20 protein-coding genes are annotated in these 17459 nt (G+C 40.9%); 4 read left to right on the forward strand and 16 right to left on the reverse strand.

Translation table 11 applies throughout. From position 1 onward, the window contains the following. Nucleotides 1–77 precede the first annotated feature (77 nt). From VJ09_RS05170 to VJ09_RS05180, 3 genes are all read left to right on the forward strand, one after another. Entirely contained in the window at nucleotides 78–836 is a 759-nt protein-coding gene (locus VJ09_RS05170; RefSeq protein ID WP_044640543.1) for an enoyl-CoA hydratase/isomerase family protein, read from the forward strand. A 36-nt stretch (nucleotides 837–872) separates the two neighbouring features. Further along, on the forward strand, nucleotides 873–1343 hold the full coding sequence (locus VJ09_RS05175) for a low molecular weight protein-tyrosine-phosphatase (protein ID WP_044640544.1): 471 nt from the start codon (nucleotides 873–875) through the stop codon (nucleotides 1341–1343). Nucleotides 1344–1511: 168 nt separating this feature from the next. Then, on the forward strand, nucleotides 1512–2045 hold the full coding sequence (locus VJ09_RS05180; RefSeq protein ID WP_052807228.1) for an STM3941 family protein: 534 nt from the start codon (nucleotides 1512–1514) through the stop codon (nucleotides 2043–2045). 54 nt (nucleotides 2046–2099) lie between these two features. On the opposite strand, the gene obgE is transcribed toward VJ09_RS05180, so the two are convergent. The 5 genes from obgE to rplU form a co-directional block, all read right to left on the reverse strand. Then, on the reverse strand, nucleotides 2100–3428 hold the full coding sequence (gene obgE, locus VJ09_RS05185) for a GTPase ObgE (RefSeq protein WP_044640545.1): 1329 nt from the start codon (nucleotides 3426–3428) through the stop codon (nucleotides 2100–2102). 119 nt (nucleotides 3429–3547) lie between these two features. Then, entirely contained in the window at nucleotides 3548–4282 is a 735-nt protein-coding gene (locus VJ09_RS05190; RefSeq protein ID WP_230199132.1) for a Spo0B domain-containing protein, read from the reverse strand. Nucleotides 4283–4406: 124 nt separating this feature from the next. Further along, nucleotides 4407–4715 carry a 50S ribosomal protein L27 gene (rpmA, locus tag VJ09_RS05195; protein WP_044640547.1) on the reverse strand — a complete coding sequence of 103 codons (309 nt, stop codon included), beginning with the start codon at nucleotides 4713–4715 and terminating at the stop codon, nucleotides 4407–4409. Nucleotides 4716–4735: 20 nt separating this feature from the next. Then, on the reverse strand, nucleotides 4736–5059 hold the full coding sequence (locus VJ09_RS05200; protein ID WP_044640548.1) for a ribosomal-processing cysteine protease Prp: 324 nt from the start codon (nucleotides 5057–5059) through the stop codon (nucleotides 4736–4738). Continuing rightward, nucleotides 5059–5370 (reverse strand): 50S ribosomal protein L21, encoded by a 312-nt coding sequence (gene rplU, locus VJ09_RS05205; protein ID WP_044640549.1) that lies wholly within the window; start codon nucleotides 5368–5370, stop codon nucleotides 5059–5061. Before rplU ends, VJ09_RS05200 begins: the two co-directional genes overlap by 1 nt. Before the next feature lie 404 nt (nucleotides 5371–5774). On the opposite strand from rplU, the gene VJ09_RS05210 reads away from it, so the two are divergent. Next, a complete protein-coding gene (locus tag VJ09_RS05210) occupies nucleotides 5775–6263 on the forward strand; it encodes a small multi-drug export protein (RefSeq protein ID WP_407689971.1) in 489 nt (162 codons plus the stop codon). A gap of 215 nt (nucleotides 6264–6478) precedes the next feature. Here VJ09_RS05210 and VJ09_RS05215 read toward each other — a convergent pair whose 3' ends face one another. From VJ09_RS05215 to trpB, 11 genes are all read right to left on the reverse strand, one after another. After that, nucleotides 6479–7306: a squalene/phytoene synthase family protein gene (locus VJ09_RS05215; RefSeq protein ID WP_044640550.1), complete on the reverse strand. Its 828-nt coding sequence runs from the start codon at nucleotides 7304–7306 to the stop codon at nucleotides 6479–6481. Between the two features lie 139 nt (nucleotides 7307–7445). After that, the gene (locus tag VJ09_RS05220; RefSeq protein ID WP_044640551.1) at nucleotides 7446–8297 is read right to left on the reverse strand and encodes a M50 family metallopeptidase; all 852 of its coding nucleotides are present in this window, start codon (nucleotides 8295–8297) and stop codon (nucleotides 7446–7448) included. Beyond that, on the reverse strand, nucleotides 8287–9105 hold the full coding sequence (locus VJ09_RS05225) for a M23 family metallopeptidase (RefSeq protein WP_044640552.1): 819 nt from the start codon (nucleotides 9103–9105) through the stop codon (nucleotides 8287–8289). Before VJ09_RS05225 ends, VJ09_RS05220 begins: the two co-directional genes overlap by 11 nt. A 145-nt stretch (nucleotides 9106–9250) precedes the next feature. After that, nucleotides 9251–10045 (reverse strand): septum site-determining protein MinD, encoded by a 795-nt coding sequence (gene minD / locus VJ09_RS05230; RefSeq protein ID WP_044640553.1) that lies wholly within the window; start codon nucleotides 10043–10045, stop codon nucleotides 9251–9253. A gap of 50 nt (nucleotides 10046–10095) precedes the next feature. Continuing rightward, entirely contained in the window at nucleotides 10096–10782 is a 687-nt protein-coding gene (locus VJ09_RS05235; RefSeq protein WP_044640554.1) for a septum site-determining protein MinC, read from the reverse strand. 93 nt (nucleotides 10783–10875) lie between these two features. Further along, nucleotides 10876–11553: a RadC family protein gene (gene radC, locus VJ09_RS05240; RefSeq protein ID WP_044641613.1), complete on the reverse strand. Its 678-nt coding sequence runs from the start codon at nucleotides 11551–11553 to the stop codon at nucleotides 10876–10878. Between the two features lie 120 nt (nucleotides 11554–11673). Continuing rightward, entirely contained in the window at nucleotides 11674–12282 is a 609-nt protein-coding gene (locus VJ09_RS05245; protein WP_044640555.1) for a Maf family protein, read from the reverse strand. Nucleotides 12283–12470: 188 nt separating this feature from the next. Further along, the gene (locus VJ09_RS05250; RefSeq protein ID WP_044640556.1) at nucleotides 12471–13646 is read right to left on the reverse strand and encodes an SPOR domain-containing protein; all 1176 of its coding nucleotides are present in this window, start codon (nucleotides 13644–13646) and stop codon (nucleotides 12471–12473) included. 367 nt (nucleotides 13647–14013) lie between these two features. Beyond that, the gene (locus VJ09_RS05255; RefSeq protein WP_044640557.1) at nucleotides 14014–15000 is read right to left on the reverse strand and encodes a Gfo/Idh/MocA family protein; all 987 of its coding nucleotides are present in this window, start codon (nucleotides 14998–15000) and stop codon (nucleotides 14014–14016) included. A gap of 439 nt (nucleotides 15001–15439) precedes the next feature. Then, entirely contained in the window at nucleotides 15440–16258 is an 819-nt protein-coding gene (gene trpA, locus VJ09_RS05260; RefSeq protein WP_044640558.1) for a tryptophan synthase subunit alpha, read from the reverse strand. Between the two features lie 13 nt (nucleotides 16259–16271). After that, nucleotides 16272–17456 carry a tryptophan synthase subunit beta gene (gene trpB / locus VJ09_RS05265; protein ID WP_044641614.1) on the reverse strand — a complete coding sequence of 395 codons (1185 nt, stop codon included), beginning with the start codon at nucleotides 17454–17456 and terminating at the stop codon, nucleotides 16272–16274. Between the last annotated feature and the right edge of the window lie 3 nt (nucleotides 17457–17459).

The following is a 17459-nucleotide window of genomic DNA, read 5'->3' on the forward strand; positions in this document are numbered from 1 at the left end:
TAAAATTTAACAATAATAGATGGAACAAATTATTTGGTATTATGAAAATATATAATAACCACAGAAAGGTGCTTTAGATGAATACTTTACAGGTTCAAAAACAAAAGAACATCGGGATTATCCAATTTCATCGACCTGAACAACTAAACGCTTTCAATAAGGAAATGTTCATGGAATTAGAAGAAACTATCGAAAATTTTAACCAAGATTCGGAAATTTCGATCCTCCTATTTAAGGGGGATGACGAGGCGTTCATCGCAGGCGGGGATATGACGGAACATTTAGTAGAAAATAGAGAAGAAGTCTACCCTTATCTTCTAAGCATAGGCGAATTGATGGAAAAAATCGCATCTTTGAATAAGCTCACAATTGCCGCTGTGGAGGGTGTTACGATTGGCGGGGGATGTGAACTGGTAACCAGTTGTGATATATGTATCGCATCGGAAAGCGCTAGTTTCCGCTATATCCAATCTAGACTGGGAATCTCGACTGCTTGGGGTGGAGGAAGTAGATTAATTCAAAAAGTAGGCGCATCTAAAGCAATACCTCTCTTATTAACAGGTGAGAAAATATCAAGCAAACAGGCTTATGACTTAGGATTGGTAGATCAACTATTACCAAATGAAAATTTTAATAAAAATGTCCTTTCATTTGCAAAACGTCTAGCAAGATCACCACAGCCTCTTATTCAGCTATATAAACAATTGGGACAACAGATAGCAAATGGTATCCCTTTGTCCCAACTTTATCCGATCGAAGCAGATGTCTGCTCTAGGTTATGGGAGAGTGAGACTCATCGAAAAGCAGTAGATTCATTTTTTCAACGTTCCAAGTAAACCAAGATAAGTTCAACATGATAAGGGGAGTTTTAAATGATAAAAGTACTTTTTGTCTGCCTAGGAAACATATGCCGTTCCCCAATGGCGGAAGCAGTCTTTCGACATGAGGTAGAAAAAGCCGGTTTGACAGAGCAAATCGAAGCAGATTCAGCGGGGACTGGAGATTATCATATTGGCAAACCGCCTCATCATGGAACCCAGCAAAAGTTAACTGAAGTAGGTATACCGTATAAAGGACTTCTAGCTCGTCAAGTAACCATTCAAGACTTTGACGAATTTGATTATGTGATCGGCATGGACAACAGCAATATTCGAAATCTCCGCCAACTAGTTGGATCTGATCACCCCAAATTGATGCGATTTGTAGACCTATTGGCTGACAGTTCGTATCAAGAAGTGCCTGACCCATACTTTACTGGGGATTTCGAGGAGACATATCAATTAGTAAAAGAAGGTTGTGAGAACCTTCTTTTACTAATCCAAAAAGACCGTCTACTCTCATAAAAAGAGAGAGCTCCTACTAACATTTTAGGAGCTCTCTCTTTTTCTTTGGAACCATCAAGATCTACTAACGGTAATCATTTCCAAAAGAAAAGAACATCGTGGTTCGATATACTGTTCTTAAGAGTTTTTATCATTCTTATACATACGAAAGGAGTGGACAACCTGTCCATGCCAAATGAAAATCTCCCTTATATCATTTATCCAAGCAAAAAATCATTAGGAAAACTTTTATTCTTCTCTCTTATTTTCGTTGTAGTCGGTTTTTTTCTTCTTTTTACGGAAGGCATCCTTTACAAAATAGTCGGTATCATTTCGATAGCTTTTTTTGGTATGTGTTTTGCTTTCCTAGCCTCTCGATTATTTAACAAAAAACCTGCTCTAATAGTAGAAAAAGACTACTTGTATGAAAATACCTCTTATGTAAGTATTGGAAAAATTGAATGGAACGAGATCCAAGATATGTATGTATATGAATACATGGGGCAGAAATTTTTAGGTATCGAGACAAAAGATCCTGATTTCGCTACAAAGCGAACACAAGGATGGAAAAAGAGCCTTTCTCGCATGAATCAAAATATGGTACCAGCACAAATCAACATTCCACAAACAGCGCTCTCCATCAGCTGTGAGGAGCTATTTTTGATCATGGCACCTCAAGTCCCGCATATTGCCAGTCAATTACAAGAAAACATAGAATTATAAGCATTGGAAATCCAACAAACAAAGCCGCCTCCTATCTAGGAAGCGGCTTTCGCTTTAGTCTTCATCGCCATACATATTCTCGGTGAAATCAAATTCCATCTCCCCGATTCGTACCGTATCTCCTTCATCGGCACCTTTTTCACGGAGTGCTCGTTCTAGACCCATCTTTTTGATCGTATCCGCAAAACGCATAATGCTATCCTGGTACTGAAAGTTCGTCATCTGGATCAGTTTCTCGATACGAGCACCTTCTACAATAAAGACCTCATTTTCCCGACGAATGGTAAACGGTACTTCCTCTTCTTCTCGTTTGGCTCGATAAACTTTACGATCCTCATCTGCTGTCTCTTCTGCGATCAATTCGGAGCGCTGTTCTGCTTCCTCTTTCTCTACCTGTTCCAACAAATCAAGAACATGGTATAAAAGTCCCTGAAGACCTTGTCTGGTTACAGCCGAAATCGGGAAGATCATAACGTTATCTCCAAGTTCCTCACGGAAGATTTCCAGATTCTCCTCCGCTTCTGGCAGATCCATCTTATTAGCTGCGATCACTTGTGGGCGATGTTCTAGATCGGGACGATATCGTCTTAGCTCTTCGTTGATTTGCAGATAATCTTGGTAAGGATCGCGACCTTCCGAGCCTGCCATATCGATTACATGAATAATTACTTTGGTTCGTTCCACATGTCGGAGAAATTGATGTCCTAAGCCAACCCCTTCATGTGCTCCTTCAATTAATCCCGGCAGATCGGCTAACACGAAGCTACGACCATCATCTACTCGAACTACTCCCAAATTAGGTACCAAAGTAGTAAAATGATAAGCTGCAATTTTAGGTTTTGCAGCAGAAACCACAGAAAGGAACGTTGATTTCCCAACAGATGGATAGCCTACCAAGCCCACATCTGCTAGCAACTTCAGCTCTAAAGTCACCCAGCGTTCTTCACCAGGTTCACCGTTTTCCGCAATTTGTGGAGCTGGATTGACTGGGTTGGCAAACCGCATATTTCCACGTCCACCACGACCACCTTTTACGATGATTCCTTGTTGTCCTTGTTCTGTAAGATCAGCGATAAATTCTCCTGTTTCGGCATCACGCACTGTAGTACCCGGTGGAACCTTAATGATCATATCATCTGCTCCTGCACCATGTTGTGCTTTGGAGCGTCCATGTTCCCCACGTTGTGCTTTAAAATGTTTTTGGTAGCGGAAATCCATCAACGTACGGAGTCCTTCCTCTACTACAAAGATCACATTTCCACCACGACCACCGTCTCCACCGGCAGGACCACCGTTTGGAACGTACTTTTCGCGTCGGAATGCGACCATGCCGTTACCGCCGTCTCCTCCTTTAACAAACACTTTTACTTTATCAACAAACATCTATTTTCACACCTTTAAGTACGGGTTGCCCCTAGAAAATTGTAAAACGACAGCATATTTGACCAAGATTTCCATAGTAACACCAACAGAGAAAATCTTGATCTAGGAAGCGAGTCTGTTCAAGATTTTCGGAGTTCATCCCATTCCATATGAAGTCCATGACGCTCATCAAACGGCTCCATATGATCGACTAGATTCCGATTTTGCGTGGAAAAATCTTTCCAGCTAGACTCATCTGGAAAGAGATGAATCGGCTCTCCCTCAGCATTTAAAACTTCCAATGTAATAATCATTTTCGATTCTTCTTGGACAAAACCTAATTCTATTGTTTCCCAATCATGATGATTTGCACCCATTTCTTGAACCGTTTCAATGATAACAGGAAGTGAACGGAGAACTTGCTGTTGAACTGGTTTGGACACCATCTTCAGTTCCCCCACTGCGAGTAAATTCCATTTCCAACGTTTATATGTATACGGTATCAAGATTAAAAAAGAGACAAGCTCCGACAGTGTAAATTCAGTCCATCTTCTCTCCTGATGTGCTTCTTCCACCAATCTCTCCAAATAATGCTGCACTCGATCTGGTCGCTTCATCGCAGTATACCCTAAGAGAACTTGTACATGATTCATCCAGTCATGCCGCTTTTGAGCAGCCAAATCTTGAATCATTTTCGCTTGTTTTTGTTTCCATTCATTTGCAACTTGATTCTTACTATACGAGATCGTCGCAATGATCATCCCGATCGTAAAGATCCCAAAGAGATAGTTTCCTTTGATTCCCCACGGTTGATAAATCCAACCTATCACAAGTACCAAGATAGGAACAATCACTGTATATCGTTTCCAATCCATTTGCACGAATCGAATCCCCTTAGACGGAAAATTTTGTACCTTCTCTCATTATAGGGGAGTGTTCTTACAAGGAAAAGAAAAAGGCGACCTCTTCCATCGGAAGAAAGTCGCCATGTGTTCATAGTTACGCTTGTGCAACTGCAATTTCTTGTTGAGCTTTTGGATATACGCACACTTTTTTGCGATCGCGACCGAGACGCTCAAAGCGAACAACACCATCTACTACTGCAAAAAGGGTATCATCGCCACCACGACGTACGCCTTCACCTGGGTAGATTTTGGTTCCACGTTGGCGAACCAAGATGTTACCAGCAAGAACGAATTGGCCGTCTCCACGTTTCACGCCGAGGCGTTTGGAGATACTGTCACGACCGTTTTTTGTCGAACCTACTCCTTTTTTAGAAGCGAAGCACTGCAGGTTTAGTTTTAGCATAGTTTCCACCTCTTTCTAAGTTAAGTTAAACTTACGTAAGCAGGATACTCATCCGCTACGTTCTTTAAAGCGAGAAACGTCGCTTCGAGCAGCAACGTCAGTTTCTGATGTGTTGTCTCCTCTACATCCTCTGGAATACGCAAATCCACTTTTCCCTCTCCATCATCCGGCTGATGAAGAGTAGTGTCTGTTAGCTGTTCGATCGCATTTGCCATGCCAATCGTAATACCAGAGACAGCAGCGCAGACTAGGTCTCGTCCATGTTCACCGTAGTTGGCATGACCCTTGACCGTGACACGAGAAACCGAACCGTCACGATCCCGCTCTACCGTAATTCGAATCATTAGGCGTTAATGCCTTCGATTTGTACTTTTGTGAATGGTTGACGATGACCTTGCTTTTTCTTGTAGTTCTTTTTCGGTTTATATTTGAAGACCGTAATCTTTTTGCCACGTCCGTGGTCGAGAACTTTTGCAGTTACATTCGCACCATCTACAACAGGCTTACCTACAACGGTTTCCCCGTCTTTACCTACGAGAAGTACTTTATCAAACGTAACTGTTTCTCCAGCTTGCGCATCCAGTTTTTCGATGTAAAGCACATCGTCTTTTTGTACGCGGTATTGTTTACCACCGGTTTCGATCAAAGCGTACATGAATTTCCCTCCTCTTAAACAGGACTCGCCAAGTGTAGGAAGGCTTATGCCTTTATCAGATGTCCCCACTTGTGCGGTATCTATACACAAATACAACGAATATCTTAACACAAAGGATAATATGGGTCAAGAAAAAGCTTCAAAAGGAAGCCCAAGAGAATAACATCTTTTCATACTTGATTATTAGATGGTGATGGCAAATATATCACTGTATATTCCCCTTATAATCCCTTATCTATTTTACACCAAATCATTCTTACACAAAAAGGGAAATGAAGGGATGTAGCATTATTATTTTTATTGTTTAGATAGTGTTTAACTTTCCAACAGTGTTTCAGTGATATACTTAAAAAGGCTTCTATATCTATAAAAGAAGCCCTACATTTTTGAAGAGGTGAAATTTTTTGTTAGAATTTTTGCAGGATTTTCTACAACAATATGGTACTATTTGGCAGTATGTCTTGCTTTTCTTTATTTCATTAGTCCCTGTAATTGATATTTCGGTAGTAGTTCCACTAGGAGTTATATTAGGTTTATCTCCTATTTGGGTAATGATTATTGGATTTTTAGGTAATTTGGCCTTTGTTCTCATCCTAGCCTTTTTCTTTCAGCAAATCCGTGGTTGGAGAGATAAACGTCGGGCTGCAAAAGGAATCACCACTCCATCCAAGAAAGAGACTCGAGCTCGGAACCTATGGGAGAAGTATGGTGTTCCAGGGTTAGCGATCATCTCTCCTTTCTTGGTAGGAACGGATGTAGCCGCATTCCTCGCATTCTCTCTTGGTAGCTCTCGTAAATCGGTCATTGGTTGGATGATCGTGAGCCTTGCATTCTGGAGCGCAATATTAGGATTTACCTTTATGCAAGTACCAAATATCTATGACGTGAAGTAATCTTGTAGATCGAATATATAGCAAAAACTCCCCTTCTAAGCAAAAATGCTAGGATTAGGGGAGTTTTATCTTTCTACTTTTTTCTTTTCTAGGTGAAATCTTGATACAAACCATGTCTTTTTCCTAATATACAGCTTACAGAAGATACCTTTCTCCAAAATGCACAACATATGAAAATCTCGAACTTGTACTGGAGCGTTCTTGTAGATCAAATTCTAAAGTCCTTTAATTGCCCTACCTACAATTTTCATTACATCGAATCGACTTAATTTCTCTTTTCCAGATTCCATTACTTCGACTGTTCCATGAGCCAACGCCAGCGGGATCTTACAAAACTTTAATATAGGAGGACTGGTAATATTCGCCGTGTAGATATCAGCTAATCCTAAGTTACGTTTCGCATATTTCATCATATCAGCGAATGTCCATCCCTTTGGAAAATAGTTAACGTCACGAGTGGCGTCCTCATTTTGGTTGCGAAGAATGTTCACTGCTTGTAATCCTCGACCGTAAGCGACTGCTAATTTCTCATCGGACTCCGTACCATCATGCCATTTCCAAATCTCATTCAACATTAACCCTACTAAACCTGCAACATAATAGGTATACTCATCTAAATCTTCTTCGGTTTGAACCTGCCACCCTTTGGCTGCCCACTTTGCCATCCCTTCCGCCATGATGGCAGTATAACGACAGACAGTTGGACGAATGGATGAAGGACAAAACTGAATCCAGTCTGTTAATCGCAAGGTAACTTCAGGTAATTGAGATTGATATGGGAAAAAGATATCCTCCAAAACTTCTTGTTCATTTGGGGATCCTTGCAAAAACTTGCTCACAGATTGTAATAAGTTCACTTTTACATCTGTTGTAAGATCAGGATGATCTTCTATCTCATCAATTGCTCTCATGCAGAGATAGGAAGCGGCTACGGCTTCTTTCAATTCGGACGGCAAACCATTGATTGGAATAAAAAATGTTCGACTCGTTGCGTATAGTACGTTCATTGCGTCGGTATGTAGTGATTTATTTATTTTGCTCATAAAACCTTCATACTCCAATCATTATTTTTTTCATGAGATCATCCGGCTTTCCTGAAAAACTGCTTCATTCCTAAATAAATCTTACATCCTTGTTCCATTCATGTACAGATTACCTTATAGGAATTCTTTGTATCACCAGTTATGCCCCTTTTTTCCTTGTCTGAAAAAGCCGTTCCAACACTTTCTCCTCAGGATAGATCGCCATTAACTTTCCATTCTCATGAAAGACTTGGACAATATGATACCGTTCTTTGCGCCATTGGGGAAGAATCTTGGCCCAAGAGTCTGTCCGCATTAGTTGAATCGCTTGATGCGGTAAGGTATCGGGTGCCCCTTTTTGATACCGCTGAAAGAGCATTCTCCACAAAGGATATTGCTGCTGACTAATTGCTTGCCAATTGGAGAACACCAAAAAAAGTCCAATAATCACCAATGGAATGATACTGATTCCATTTAATACCGTAAATGCAAATACAAGTACTACGATAGATAAGAAAAGGCTGGTATAAAGGCTAACTGCAATACATCGCTGGTATGGCACAAGCTTACTCAAGAGAGCTTGTACCACTCTTCCTCCATCTAATGGGTAAATGGGCAACATATTAAAAAGTGCAATCGTGATGTTAGACAACACAAAATACTCAGTCCAAGTATAGTCCCACCAACCCATCTGATAAAACCAAAGACTGAATAAAATCATGTATATGTGGTAAAAGGGACCGGCCAGAGCTACCACGATCTCCTCTCGTGCTGGTGCAGTACCCCATTCATCCATTTGAGCTACTCCACCAAAGGGGAGTAACTCAATGGATCGAATTTTCCAACCAAATGACCAAGCAGCCGTGACATGCCCCAATTCATGTAGAAGAACAACGAGAAACAAGGTGAGGATTTCCCAAAAGTATCCAGTCCAAACAGAGAGCGCGATCACGATCCAGAAGCTGGGATGGATCTGAAAGCGCACATTTTCCCAAGGAAGCTTAGCGAGCAAACGGAATCACATCAGCAGGATTTTTCAATTCATGATCTCGATAGTAATAGATCGAGACAAGATATTTCCCACCATTTTCGGACGTATTCCCCAGCAGATCGCCTTTTTTCACTTTCAAATTAGCCGTTACTGTTACATCCTCCATCCCTTGATACCATGTTTCAGAACCGTCTACATGCCTTAAAACAACTACATTCTCCCAGTCATCTACCTTTCCAATTCGAGTTACCTCACCGTCTGCCGCTGCTTTTACCGGGGCTTTTCCTGCTGTTTCCAAGACAACTCCAGGATTTTTATCACTAAAACCAGCTAAGATATTTCCTTGTACAGGAGAATCAAAAACAGGAGCAATAGGTTGTGTTTGGACCGGAGTCGCATTTTGCATCGAATTTCCATTCTGAGGAGCAAAAGCTGGTAACATTGTAGGGTTTCCTTTACCAACTGCATTTTCCATCCAACCACGCACCATCGCAAAGTTTGTGTCTCGCTCAAACGTATTTTGTACTAACTCATTCAGTTTGGCGTTGAGAGGATACTGGAATAACAAAACAGTGATTAACAATAATGCTGCTGCAATAACAGCACGAATCAACATTTTAGGCCGTTTCGAAAAAGCCGTCCCACGTTCTTTTTCTGTGACAGTTAATTCTGGTAACTTCTCCCCTACTTCCATCTCCTCTGGATCATAATCATCTGTTTGAAGCAAGTCTTCCGGATCTAGGTCATCTAAGTCATCTACTTTATCAGAATCCCATTCGTCTAATTTCCGATTTTGTTTCCATTCTTCTTCCTGATGAAAATCCCTCATTTTTTTCACACCTTTTCCTAACTCAACTTGTCAGATTTTCTGGTACAAGATATGAAAGGATCTCGAAAAAAAGAACGAAACAAAAAAAGCAATCTACTAGAATCATCCGTTAACCGGACTCTTTTTTAGTAAATTGCTCTTTTCATTATGCAAAACCCAACCACTGCTTCATTCGTAAGAAGAAGGTAGGCTCCTGCTTCAACGTAACAAGCGGTACCATCTCTCCTAGAATCCGTTTGGCGATGTTTCGATATGCTTTACCTGCTTTGCAAGTCGAATCCCATACGATCGGTTCTCCAGTGTTGCCTGCTTTGATCACTTTCTCTTCATCAGGAATAACACCTAATAGATCAATCGAGAGCACAGAGACTACTTCATCAGCATCCATCATTGCTCCCTCTTTCACCATTTGACTGCGGTAGCGATTGATCACGAGTTTCGGAGTTCCCACGTTTTCTTTTTCGAGAAGCCCAATCACACGGTCTGCATCTCGGATTGAGGTATTTTCTGGTGTTGTGACGATAATCGCCTGATCTGCTCCCGCAACGGCATTTTGAAAGCCTTGTTCAATTCCAGCAGGGCAATCAATTATCACATAATCATGATCTTCTTTTAGGTCAGCGATTACCCTTCTTAATTGATTGGCGGCAATTGCACTCTTATCTTTGGTCTGTGCTGCTGGTAATAAATAAAGATTGTCTAACCGCTTGTCTTTAATAAGAGCCTGTTTTAGATCACAACGGCTTTCAATCACGTCAATAATGTCATACACAATCCGATTCTCGAGTCCCATCAACACATCTAGATTTCGCAATCCAATATCGGTATCAATCAATACTACTTTTTTCCCGATCAAAGCTAACGCAGTGCCAATGTTGGCTGTAGTCGTAGACTTGCCAACACCACCTTTTCCAGAAGTGACTACGATACTTTCCCCCACACTTCTCCCTCCTTTCTTTGAAATACGATCCTGCTAGGCTGACATCGTTTTCAGACTCCACCAAAACGCAAGCTATCTTTCCACGCTCGGTCTGGACGTATTTGGCTGAGATGAGCAATCTTTTCCACTGCGATTTGTTTTTGAACGACATAGGCAAATCGCATACCGATCTCCAGCTCTCGCCATTCATCTGGTGGACGCGAGATGATATCGCCAATACGCAATTGAGTCGGTCGAAAAGCAGAAGCTGCCACGATCGCTGTCTCATCGCCACCTACTCCTGCATGAGCAAGCCCTCGTAAGGAACCTAGAACATAGATACTACCTGTTGCCTCGACACATCCACCTGGATTGACGTCTCCCAATAGTAATAGATCACCACGATGAGTCAAAACTTGACCCGAACGAACCGTCCCAGCACGCATCTGGATCCCTATGTTAGGTTCTAGAAGATACGGTTTTCCATTATCTGTCTCAAAGCTATGAATTTTTAAGTTATTTCGCAAAGAAAAAATGTCCCGTAGACCGATCTCTTCTTGTTTACTTATCTGCCGCTCTCCCAACATAATCTTGATACTCATCTCTGGTCCATCCCAGATTTGAGAGCTACCAGAGTTCGTAAGTTTATACCGTAACTCCTGCAAGACTTCTGAAAAAGGACGAGTATCGTCAAGAAAAAATAAGAGTCCGTCTTTGGTTCCTTTGATGGTAACACCTGACTTCAGCACTTTTCCCATACTGAGCCACCCCGTCTCCAAAGTATTGTTTCGCTATAGCTCGCCTTTTTCCTTCTATTACCAATGAAAGGTGAATAATATCCAAAATCAGATTTATCCTGAAATTAGACCTTTTTCATTCATGCTATAGTATCGTTGATCCCCTATAATGACATGATCCAATATTTCAATGTCCATTAACTTACCAGCTTCGATCAGACGCTCCGTTACTTCTAGATCTTCACGACTTGGAGTTGTATCACCACTAGGGTGATTATGTAAGCAAATAATAGAGGCTGCACTACAAAGTACTGCTTCTTTAAAAACCTCACGTGGGTGAACAATGGAACTACTTAAACTTCCAACAAATAAACACTTTTTGGCTATCACTTGGTTTTTCATATTAAGATAAAGACAATAAAAATGTTCTTGGGTGAGAAAACGCATTTCATCCATTAAAAGACGAGCTGCATCACCTGGTTGACGAATCGTTGGACGCTCTTCAGGTGGAAGTCTACTAATTCGCCTACCAAGTTCGACACCAGCCAATAGCTGAACAGCCTTAGCTGGGCCGATCCCATCTATTTCTTGTAATTCCTGAAGCGTGGTGTTGGTAAGCCCACGGAGCCCGCCTGTCTGGTTAATAACTCGTTGTGCGAGAGTAAGTACACTCTCACCTGAAGTACCTGTACGGAGCATCAAGGCGATCAAATCGACACTGCCTAGTGTCTCAGGCCCATCATGGATCAACTTCTCTCGAGGTCTTTCATGTAATGGTACATCGCGAATCATCAATTCCAAACATCTTCCTCCTTTTAGGAATATGAAGAAGGGTCTGGATGTTGATTCTTGTTGGATCTTCTTCTAATCTCACAGATCATTTGAATACAAAGATAGCTTTCTAACATGTGTTTATTTCTTGCCAAACGTCTTTATTACAGGTAATCCAATCTCTTCCAGCAATTCATCAAAGAGAGCCAATGGGAAACCAACTACATTAAAATAACATCCTTCAATACGATCCACCAGAGTTGCGCCATAACCTTGAATACCATAAGAGCCTGCCTTATCCATTGGCTCGCCTGTCTCTACATACCATTCTCGTTTTTCATCATCCAAATCTCGCATCCAAACTTCTGTCCGACGAGCGCGTGTCCAGCTCTTTGTCTCATCAGACCCTTTTACAACAACAGCGATACCTGTATAAACCTCATGACTACGTCCAGATAATCTAGCTAACATCTCATGGGCTTCTGCTTTGTCTTTGGGTTTGCCTAAGATCTCACCATCTAAAACCACTACTGTATCGGCTCCAACTGTAACAGTACCCACTTCTTGTTCAAACGAGACAGCCTCTGCCTTTTGAAGCGCAAGGGCTTGTACTACTTGGTCTGGCGTTAACGTTGGATCAACGTGTTCTTCCACGTCGCTCGTAATAACCTGAAATTCCAACTCAAGTTGGTGAAGTAGTTCCCGTCTACGGGGAGAACCGGATGCGAGGATTAACTTCCAAGATTTCATTGTGTTTCACCTACGATTGTTCGTTTTCTCCTATTATCTCCAAATTAGGGATTACTCAGAAAAAAAGTCCCCATATCAAGGAAAAAAGCACCTAAGCTACGTAGGTGCGGAAAATTTCTGACTCAGTTACGTTTATTTTAACAAAAGGGACAGGATTCAACAAGAAACAAATTTTCTGTCATGTTCTGTTAACGTAAGGTTTTCACTAGTCTCTCATACGCCACTGCATAGCGGAGCAATCCTTCTTGAATTTGCCATAATAATGCAGAATTGGGTGTCTTTTGTGCTGCCATTGTACTTTGTAGCATCAAATCAATTGATTTTGTCATTTCCGATAGTGCTTCCTGAGATTCTTTGGATTGATCTTTCTTTGCTGTTTCTATCTTCGTATTTATCTCTTGTTGACGCTTCGAGCAATCTTGTCCTGCAGCAAATGAGGTGATCTGGGAACCATCGCTTGACATCGAGTCAACTGTCAGTTTGGCAAGTTCTTGGAACAACTCATTTCCTGCTTGTATAGCAGGGATTAAGGAACGAGAGACCTCTTTTTTCTTCTCAGTCAATCCCTTTGCTTCAATATGTAAATCTTGCAGAGATGCCTCGATCTCAAGAGAACGAACAATCTGGTTTAACTTCAGTCCATCATCTCGGTTGATTCCCATCCCTAAATAGATCCGATAAGGAGCCTGTTCTGATACCAGTGCTGCTAACCCTTTTGTACGATAAACGGATACGTTTTTCTGAGCTGATTCTTTATCTTGATAATTCCCGGCTTGGACTATCGCTAATTGAAGTGATGGGAGATCGTATTTCGCTAGATCAACAGGACTTTGCACGGTAGAAGGAGCAGTAGGTGACGAATTTGTCTTTGGTTTCTCATCTACTTGTTTGGTTTTGATCAGATGGGAATCAATGGCAGTTGGAGAAACTTGTTTCTCTTCATTAAAAAATAGTTCCAAGATAGAAAAACCCATCACCGATCCGATCATAATAGCACCGCCAATAGAGAGAGCTAGATGCCACCAAGGTTTCTTCGGTTGTTTTCTCCTAGAAGAGGCAAACGGATTTCCTGGCGATCGCCACTGGATCACATCTTCTTGTTTCCAATCTTCTAAGGAAAAAACTTTTTGAAAAGAGTATTCTTTTGCTGCTTGTTGAAAAGTACGTGGTTTGTTATTTTTCGTTTCGTTGCTTGTTGTTTGATTGAGTAAAGGCTTGGTTAATGGTCTATTTAAATTTTCCTCTTTTGTTATCTTGCTGTTTCCTACTAGATTCGATTTTGGCTCCGTCGTTTGGGACGAGGAGATGCTTGTTTGATCGAGAGGTTTGCTTGACTTTGTTTTGACACGAACGATTGGTTGCATCTAATATATCGCCCTTTCTCCTAATCTTCTAATACAGTCTATGACTTACTAGAGATGATAGAACTAGGAGAAAGTGATTTTTGTTAATTCGAAAAATAGACAGATTATCCATAGGTGGTACTGTATCAGGAAGATCAAAAGGTAGGAGTAAGCTATAAAATACTTGTGGTAATACGAGAATTACACGATACACTTGTACCTTTTCCGAAATCGTCCTCTATTCACGAAGAATCAGATACTATCGCAACTGGTCCTATAGGATACATGATTTAAATATTGCAATCTATCGATACAATCCACTCCAAAAAAAGCAGCCAGTTATTTGGCTGCTTTTGCGCATTCTATTTCTATGTTACTCCACTTTAGGTCACTTATGATCACTTGGATATACCAGACCGATCTGATCCCGTACCTGATCCATTACCTGCATGGTCGTGTAGGAGTTTTCATATGTGTTAATGCTCGATTCGATTTTTCCTTGGTTGATGAGATCAACGAACTCTTTCACTTCATAGTACATAGTCGGATGAGGTTGATCGACTGTTAATACTTCTACCGTGCCATCATTGTAGCGAATTTCTACTTTTTCAGCTGTATGGATTTTATCAATGATCATACTACCTTTTTCCCCTTGAATTTCGCTCGGTAAGTAGGAGTTGGTGATTTTGGAATACATCACGACCGCATCTTTATTATCGTATTTTAATAAAACACTACCTTCTCCATCGACACCTGACTCTAGCATCATACTAGTTGCCTTCACTTCTGTTGGTGCACCAAATAGTGTGATCAAGGGATATAGGCAGTAAACACCCAGATCCATTAATGAACCGTTCGCAAAGGTGGGATTAAAAGCATTTAGTACGATTCCTTCTTTGTATTTGTCATAACGAGATGAATACTGACAATAGCTTGCAAAATACCTACGGATAGGACCAATTTTATGTAAATTATCTTGTATTACTTTAAAGTTGGGAAGGAATGTGGATTTCATCGCTTCCATTAACAACACATTATGATGCTTTGCGGTTTCGATCATACTTTTTACTTCCGATGCATTAGCAGCCATTGGCTTTTCACAAAGAACATGTTTGCCATTTTCTAAAAACAAAATTGCTTGTTGTGCATGATAGGAATTGGGAGTGGCAATATATACCGCATCGATTTCCTGACTAGTTGCCATCTCTTCTAAATCGGTATATAGATTGGTAACTCCATATTTACTGGCAAATTCTTTTGCTTTCTCACTAGTACGAGAATAAACTGCGGTAAGTTGAAAATCCGCTATATCCTTTGCTGCATCCAACAATCGATCTGTAATCCAATTCGTTCCAACAACGCCGATTCGAACCATTTTCCATCCTCTTTTCAACTGTTATTGTTTTTCCTATTAGTTATCCTGACGATAATCGAGTATCACCTTATCATATATAATCTACACAAAAAAACAGCCATGTTGAAATGACTGTCTTTTTTCAATCCATCTGAAATATTTCTCCCTTTGGTGGAAATGGGAGTTTTCCACTTTTGGACAACACATAAGCATGTTCTCGTGACCCCCAGGGCCTCCCCATATAAAGACCGGACGTACGATTGCCATATATAATAAAAAATCAGCTAGTTATTTTTACGTAAGATTAATGATGTTTTCCATTGATGGATTCTTTTTCTCCTCTTATTAACAGTTCATAGTGAGACTACATTATTTCTCTAATTTAGGTATCTATTGTGTATTACCCTCCTCTCTTTGATATATCCTTATGCACCTCATCCGAATATTTTAGAAGGATTCATTATTTTTGTCGCGCATCAGAATGTTGTGGGTATCTATTTGGAAACTGTCGAACAGCATGGATCAGCTCTTTTATATCATTTTTATTTCCCTCCTCTATCGCTTCAATCACTTTACTCCCTACAATCACTCCATCACAGAAAGCCAATATTTCTTGTGTTTGCTTTGGATTGGAGATTCCAAATCCAGCAAACACAGGGAGATTCGATCGCTTCGTCACTTGTTGTAAATAGGTATATACTTTTTTCTGAAATGCAGTACGTGATCCGGTTACTCCTGTGACAGTCACTGCATAGACAAATCCATCTCCTTCCTTGATAATCTTGTCGATTCGCTCAAGCGGACTAGTTAAAGTAACCAGAGGAATGAGAGCTATGTCAGCTACACGAAGATCAGGAGCGATTAACTCTTTTTCCTCATAGGGTATATCAGGAATAATCATTCCATCTACACCCGCCTCTACACAAAGCTGCACAAACCTCTCTTTCCCAAATGCGAGAATTGGATTTAAATAGGTCATGAAAACCAAAGGAATGGAAGAGTAAGTACGTACTCGCTTTATAGTCTGGAAAATCTCCATTATCGTGGTCCCATGATCTAATGATCGTTTTCCTGCCCGCTGAATAGTGGGTCCATCTGCGATCGGATCGGAAAAGGGAATTCCTATTTCAATCAGAGTTGCCCCTTCTTCCGTCATAAAGCGGATATGATCTTCTAATTTTTCTATTCCTCCATCCCCCGCCATCAGATACGGAATAAATGCCTTCTCTCCTCGTTGTTTCAATGATTGTAATATTTGATTTAATCTTACTCTTCCCATGCAGTATCCCCCCTTAAATGATTTGTTTCACACTTTCCACATCTTTATCTCCTCTACCAGAAAGACAGATAATAAGCCCTTGATCTTGGCTCATTTTCTCCGCCAACTTCTGAGCAAAAGCGATTGCATGAGAGCTTTCTAAAGCAGGGATGATTCCTTCTTTTTTCGCTAGTAGCTGAAAAGCTTCTAATGCTTCTTCATCGGTCACCGCTTGGTATTCCACGCGTTCCATATCTTTTAGCAAACAATGTTCCGGACCAACTCCCGGATAATCTAAGCCAGCAGAAATAGAGTGAGCTTCCTTGATCTGACCCTCTTCATCCTGTAATACCAGCATCATCGAACCATGAAGCACACCTATTTTTCCTTTAGTTAACGTTGCAGCATGTTTTGGTGTATGAAGTCCCGCACCAGCTGCTTCTACACCAATCAATTTCACATCTGTATCGGAAAGAAAAGGATAAAACATCCCCATCGCATTACTGCCACCCCCAATACAAGCAACGATGGCATCAGGCAGTTTTCCTGCAATCGACAAATATTGCTCTTTCGTTTCTTTTCCAATTACACTTTGAAAATCTCGAACCATTTGTGGAAACGGATGCGGTCCTAATACAGAACCCATAATATAGTGAGTATCTTCTACATGAGTGACCCAGTACCGAAGTGCTTCATTCACCGCATCTTTTAAAGTCCCACTTCCACTAGAAACACCTACTACTTTGGCTCCTAGAAGCTCCATGCGAAATACATTTAACTTCTGTCTTTTGATATCTTCTTCTCCCATGAAGATGACGCACTCTAAATTTAAGAGAGCACATACGGTTGCTGTAGCTACACCATGCTGTCCTGCACCTGTTTCAGCTACAATCTTTCGCTTGCCCATTCGTACAGCAAGAAGTGCTTGCCCAACAGTATTATTAATCTTATGTGCACCAGTATGATTGAGATCTTCCCGTTTGAGATAGATTTTTGCTCCTCCTAGATGGCGGGTCAAATTCTCGGCAAAATATAATGGAGTTTGTCTACCTACATAGGTTTCTAAGTAATATTGCAGCTTTTGCTGAAACTCTTCGTCTTGCATCGCTTGATGATAAGCCTGTTCTAATTCCAGCACAGACTGCATTAATACTTCTGGAATAAAGCGACCACCATAAGGACCGTAGTGACCTTTTTCATCTGGATATGAATAGGAAATCAT

It is taken from the genome of Risungbinella massiliensis, assembly GCF_000942395.1.
Lineage (GTDB): Bacteria > Bacillota > Bacilli > Thermoactinomycetales > Thermoactinomycetaceae > Risungbinella > Risungbinella massiliensis.

Coding starts and splice junctions, on each gene's coding strand:
- VJ09_RS05225 (WP_044640552.1), bottom strand. CDS start 9,105: ATGAGGGATTTTCATCAGGAAGAAGAATGGAAACAAAATCGGAAATTA.
- radC (WP_044641613.1), bottom strand. CDS start 11,553: ATGATTCGCGATGTACCATTACATGAAAGACCTCGAGAGAAGTTGATC.
- VJ09_RS05200 (WP_044640548.1), bottom strand. CDS start 5,059: ATGATTCGAATTACGGTAGAGCGGGATCGTGACGGTTCGGTTTCTCGT.
- VJ09_RS05170 (WP_044640543.1), top strand. CDS start 78: ATGAATACTTTACAGGTTCAAAAACAAAAGAACATCGGGATTATCCAA.
- VJ09_RS05215 (WP_044640550.1), bottom strand. CDS start 7,306: ATGAGCAAAATAAATAAATCACTACATACCGACGCAATGAACGTACTA.
- VJ09_RS05190 (WP_230199132.1), bottom strand. CDS start 4,282: ATGGATTGGAAACGATATACAGTGATTGTTCCTATCTTGGTACTTGTG.
- VJ09_RS05255 (WP_044640557.1), bottom strand. CDS start 15,000: ATGGTTCGAATCGGCGTTGTTGGAACGAATTGGATTACAGATCGATTG.
- VJ09_RS05245 (WP_044640555.1), bottom strand. CDS start 12,282: ATGAAATCTTGGAAGTTAATCCTCGCATCCGGTTCTCCCCGTAGACGG.
- obgE (WP_044640545.1), bottom strand. CDS start 3,428: ATGTTTGTTGATAAAGTAAAAGTGTTTGTTAAAGGAGGAGACGGCGGT.
- VJ09_RS05250 (WP_044640556.1), bottom strand. CDS start 13,646: ATGCAACCAATCGTTCGTGTCAAAACAAAGTCAAGCAAACCTCTCGAT.
- VJ09_RS05180 (WP_052807228.1), top strand. CDS start 1,512: ATGCCAAATGAAAATCTCCCTTATATCATTTATCCAAGCAAAAAATCA.
- rpmA (WP_044640547.1), bottom strand. CDS start 4,715: ATGCTAAAACTAAACCTGCAGTGCTTCGCTTCTAAAAAAGGAGTAGGT.
- VJ09_RS05175 (WP_044640544.1), top strand. CDS start 873: ATGATAAAAGTACTTTTTGTCTGCCTAGGAAACATATGCCGTTCCCCA.
- VJ09_RS05235 (WP_044640554.1), bottom strand. CDS start 10,782: ATGGGAAAAGTGCTGAAGTCAGGTGTTACCATCAAAGGAACCAAAGAC.
- rplU (WP_044640549.1), bottom strand. CDS start 5,370: ATGTACGCTTTGATCGAAACCGGTGGTAAACAATACCGCGTACAAAAA.
- trpA (WP_044640558.1), bottom strand. CDS start 16,258: ATGGGAAGAGTAAGATTAAATCAAATATTACAATCATTGAAACAACGA.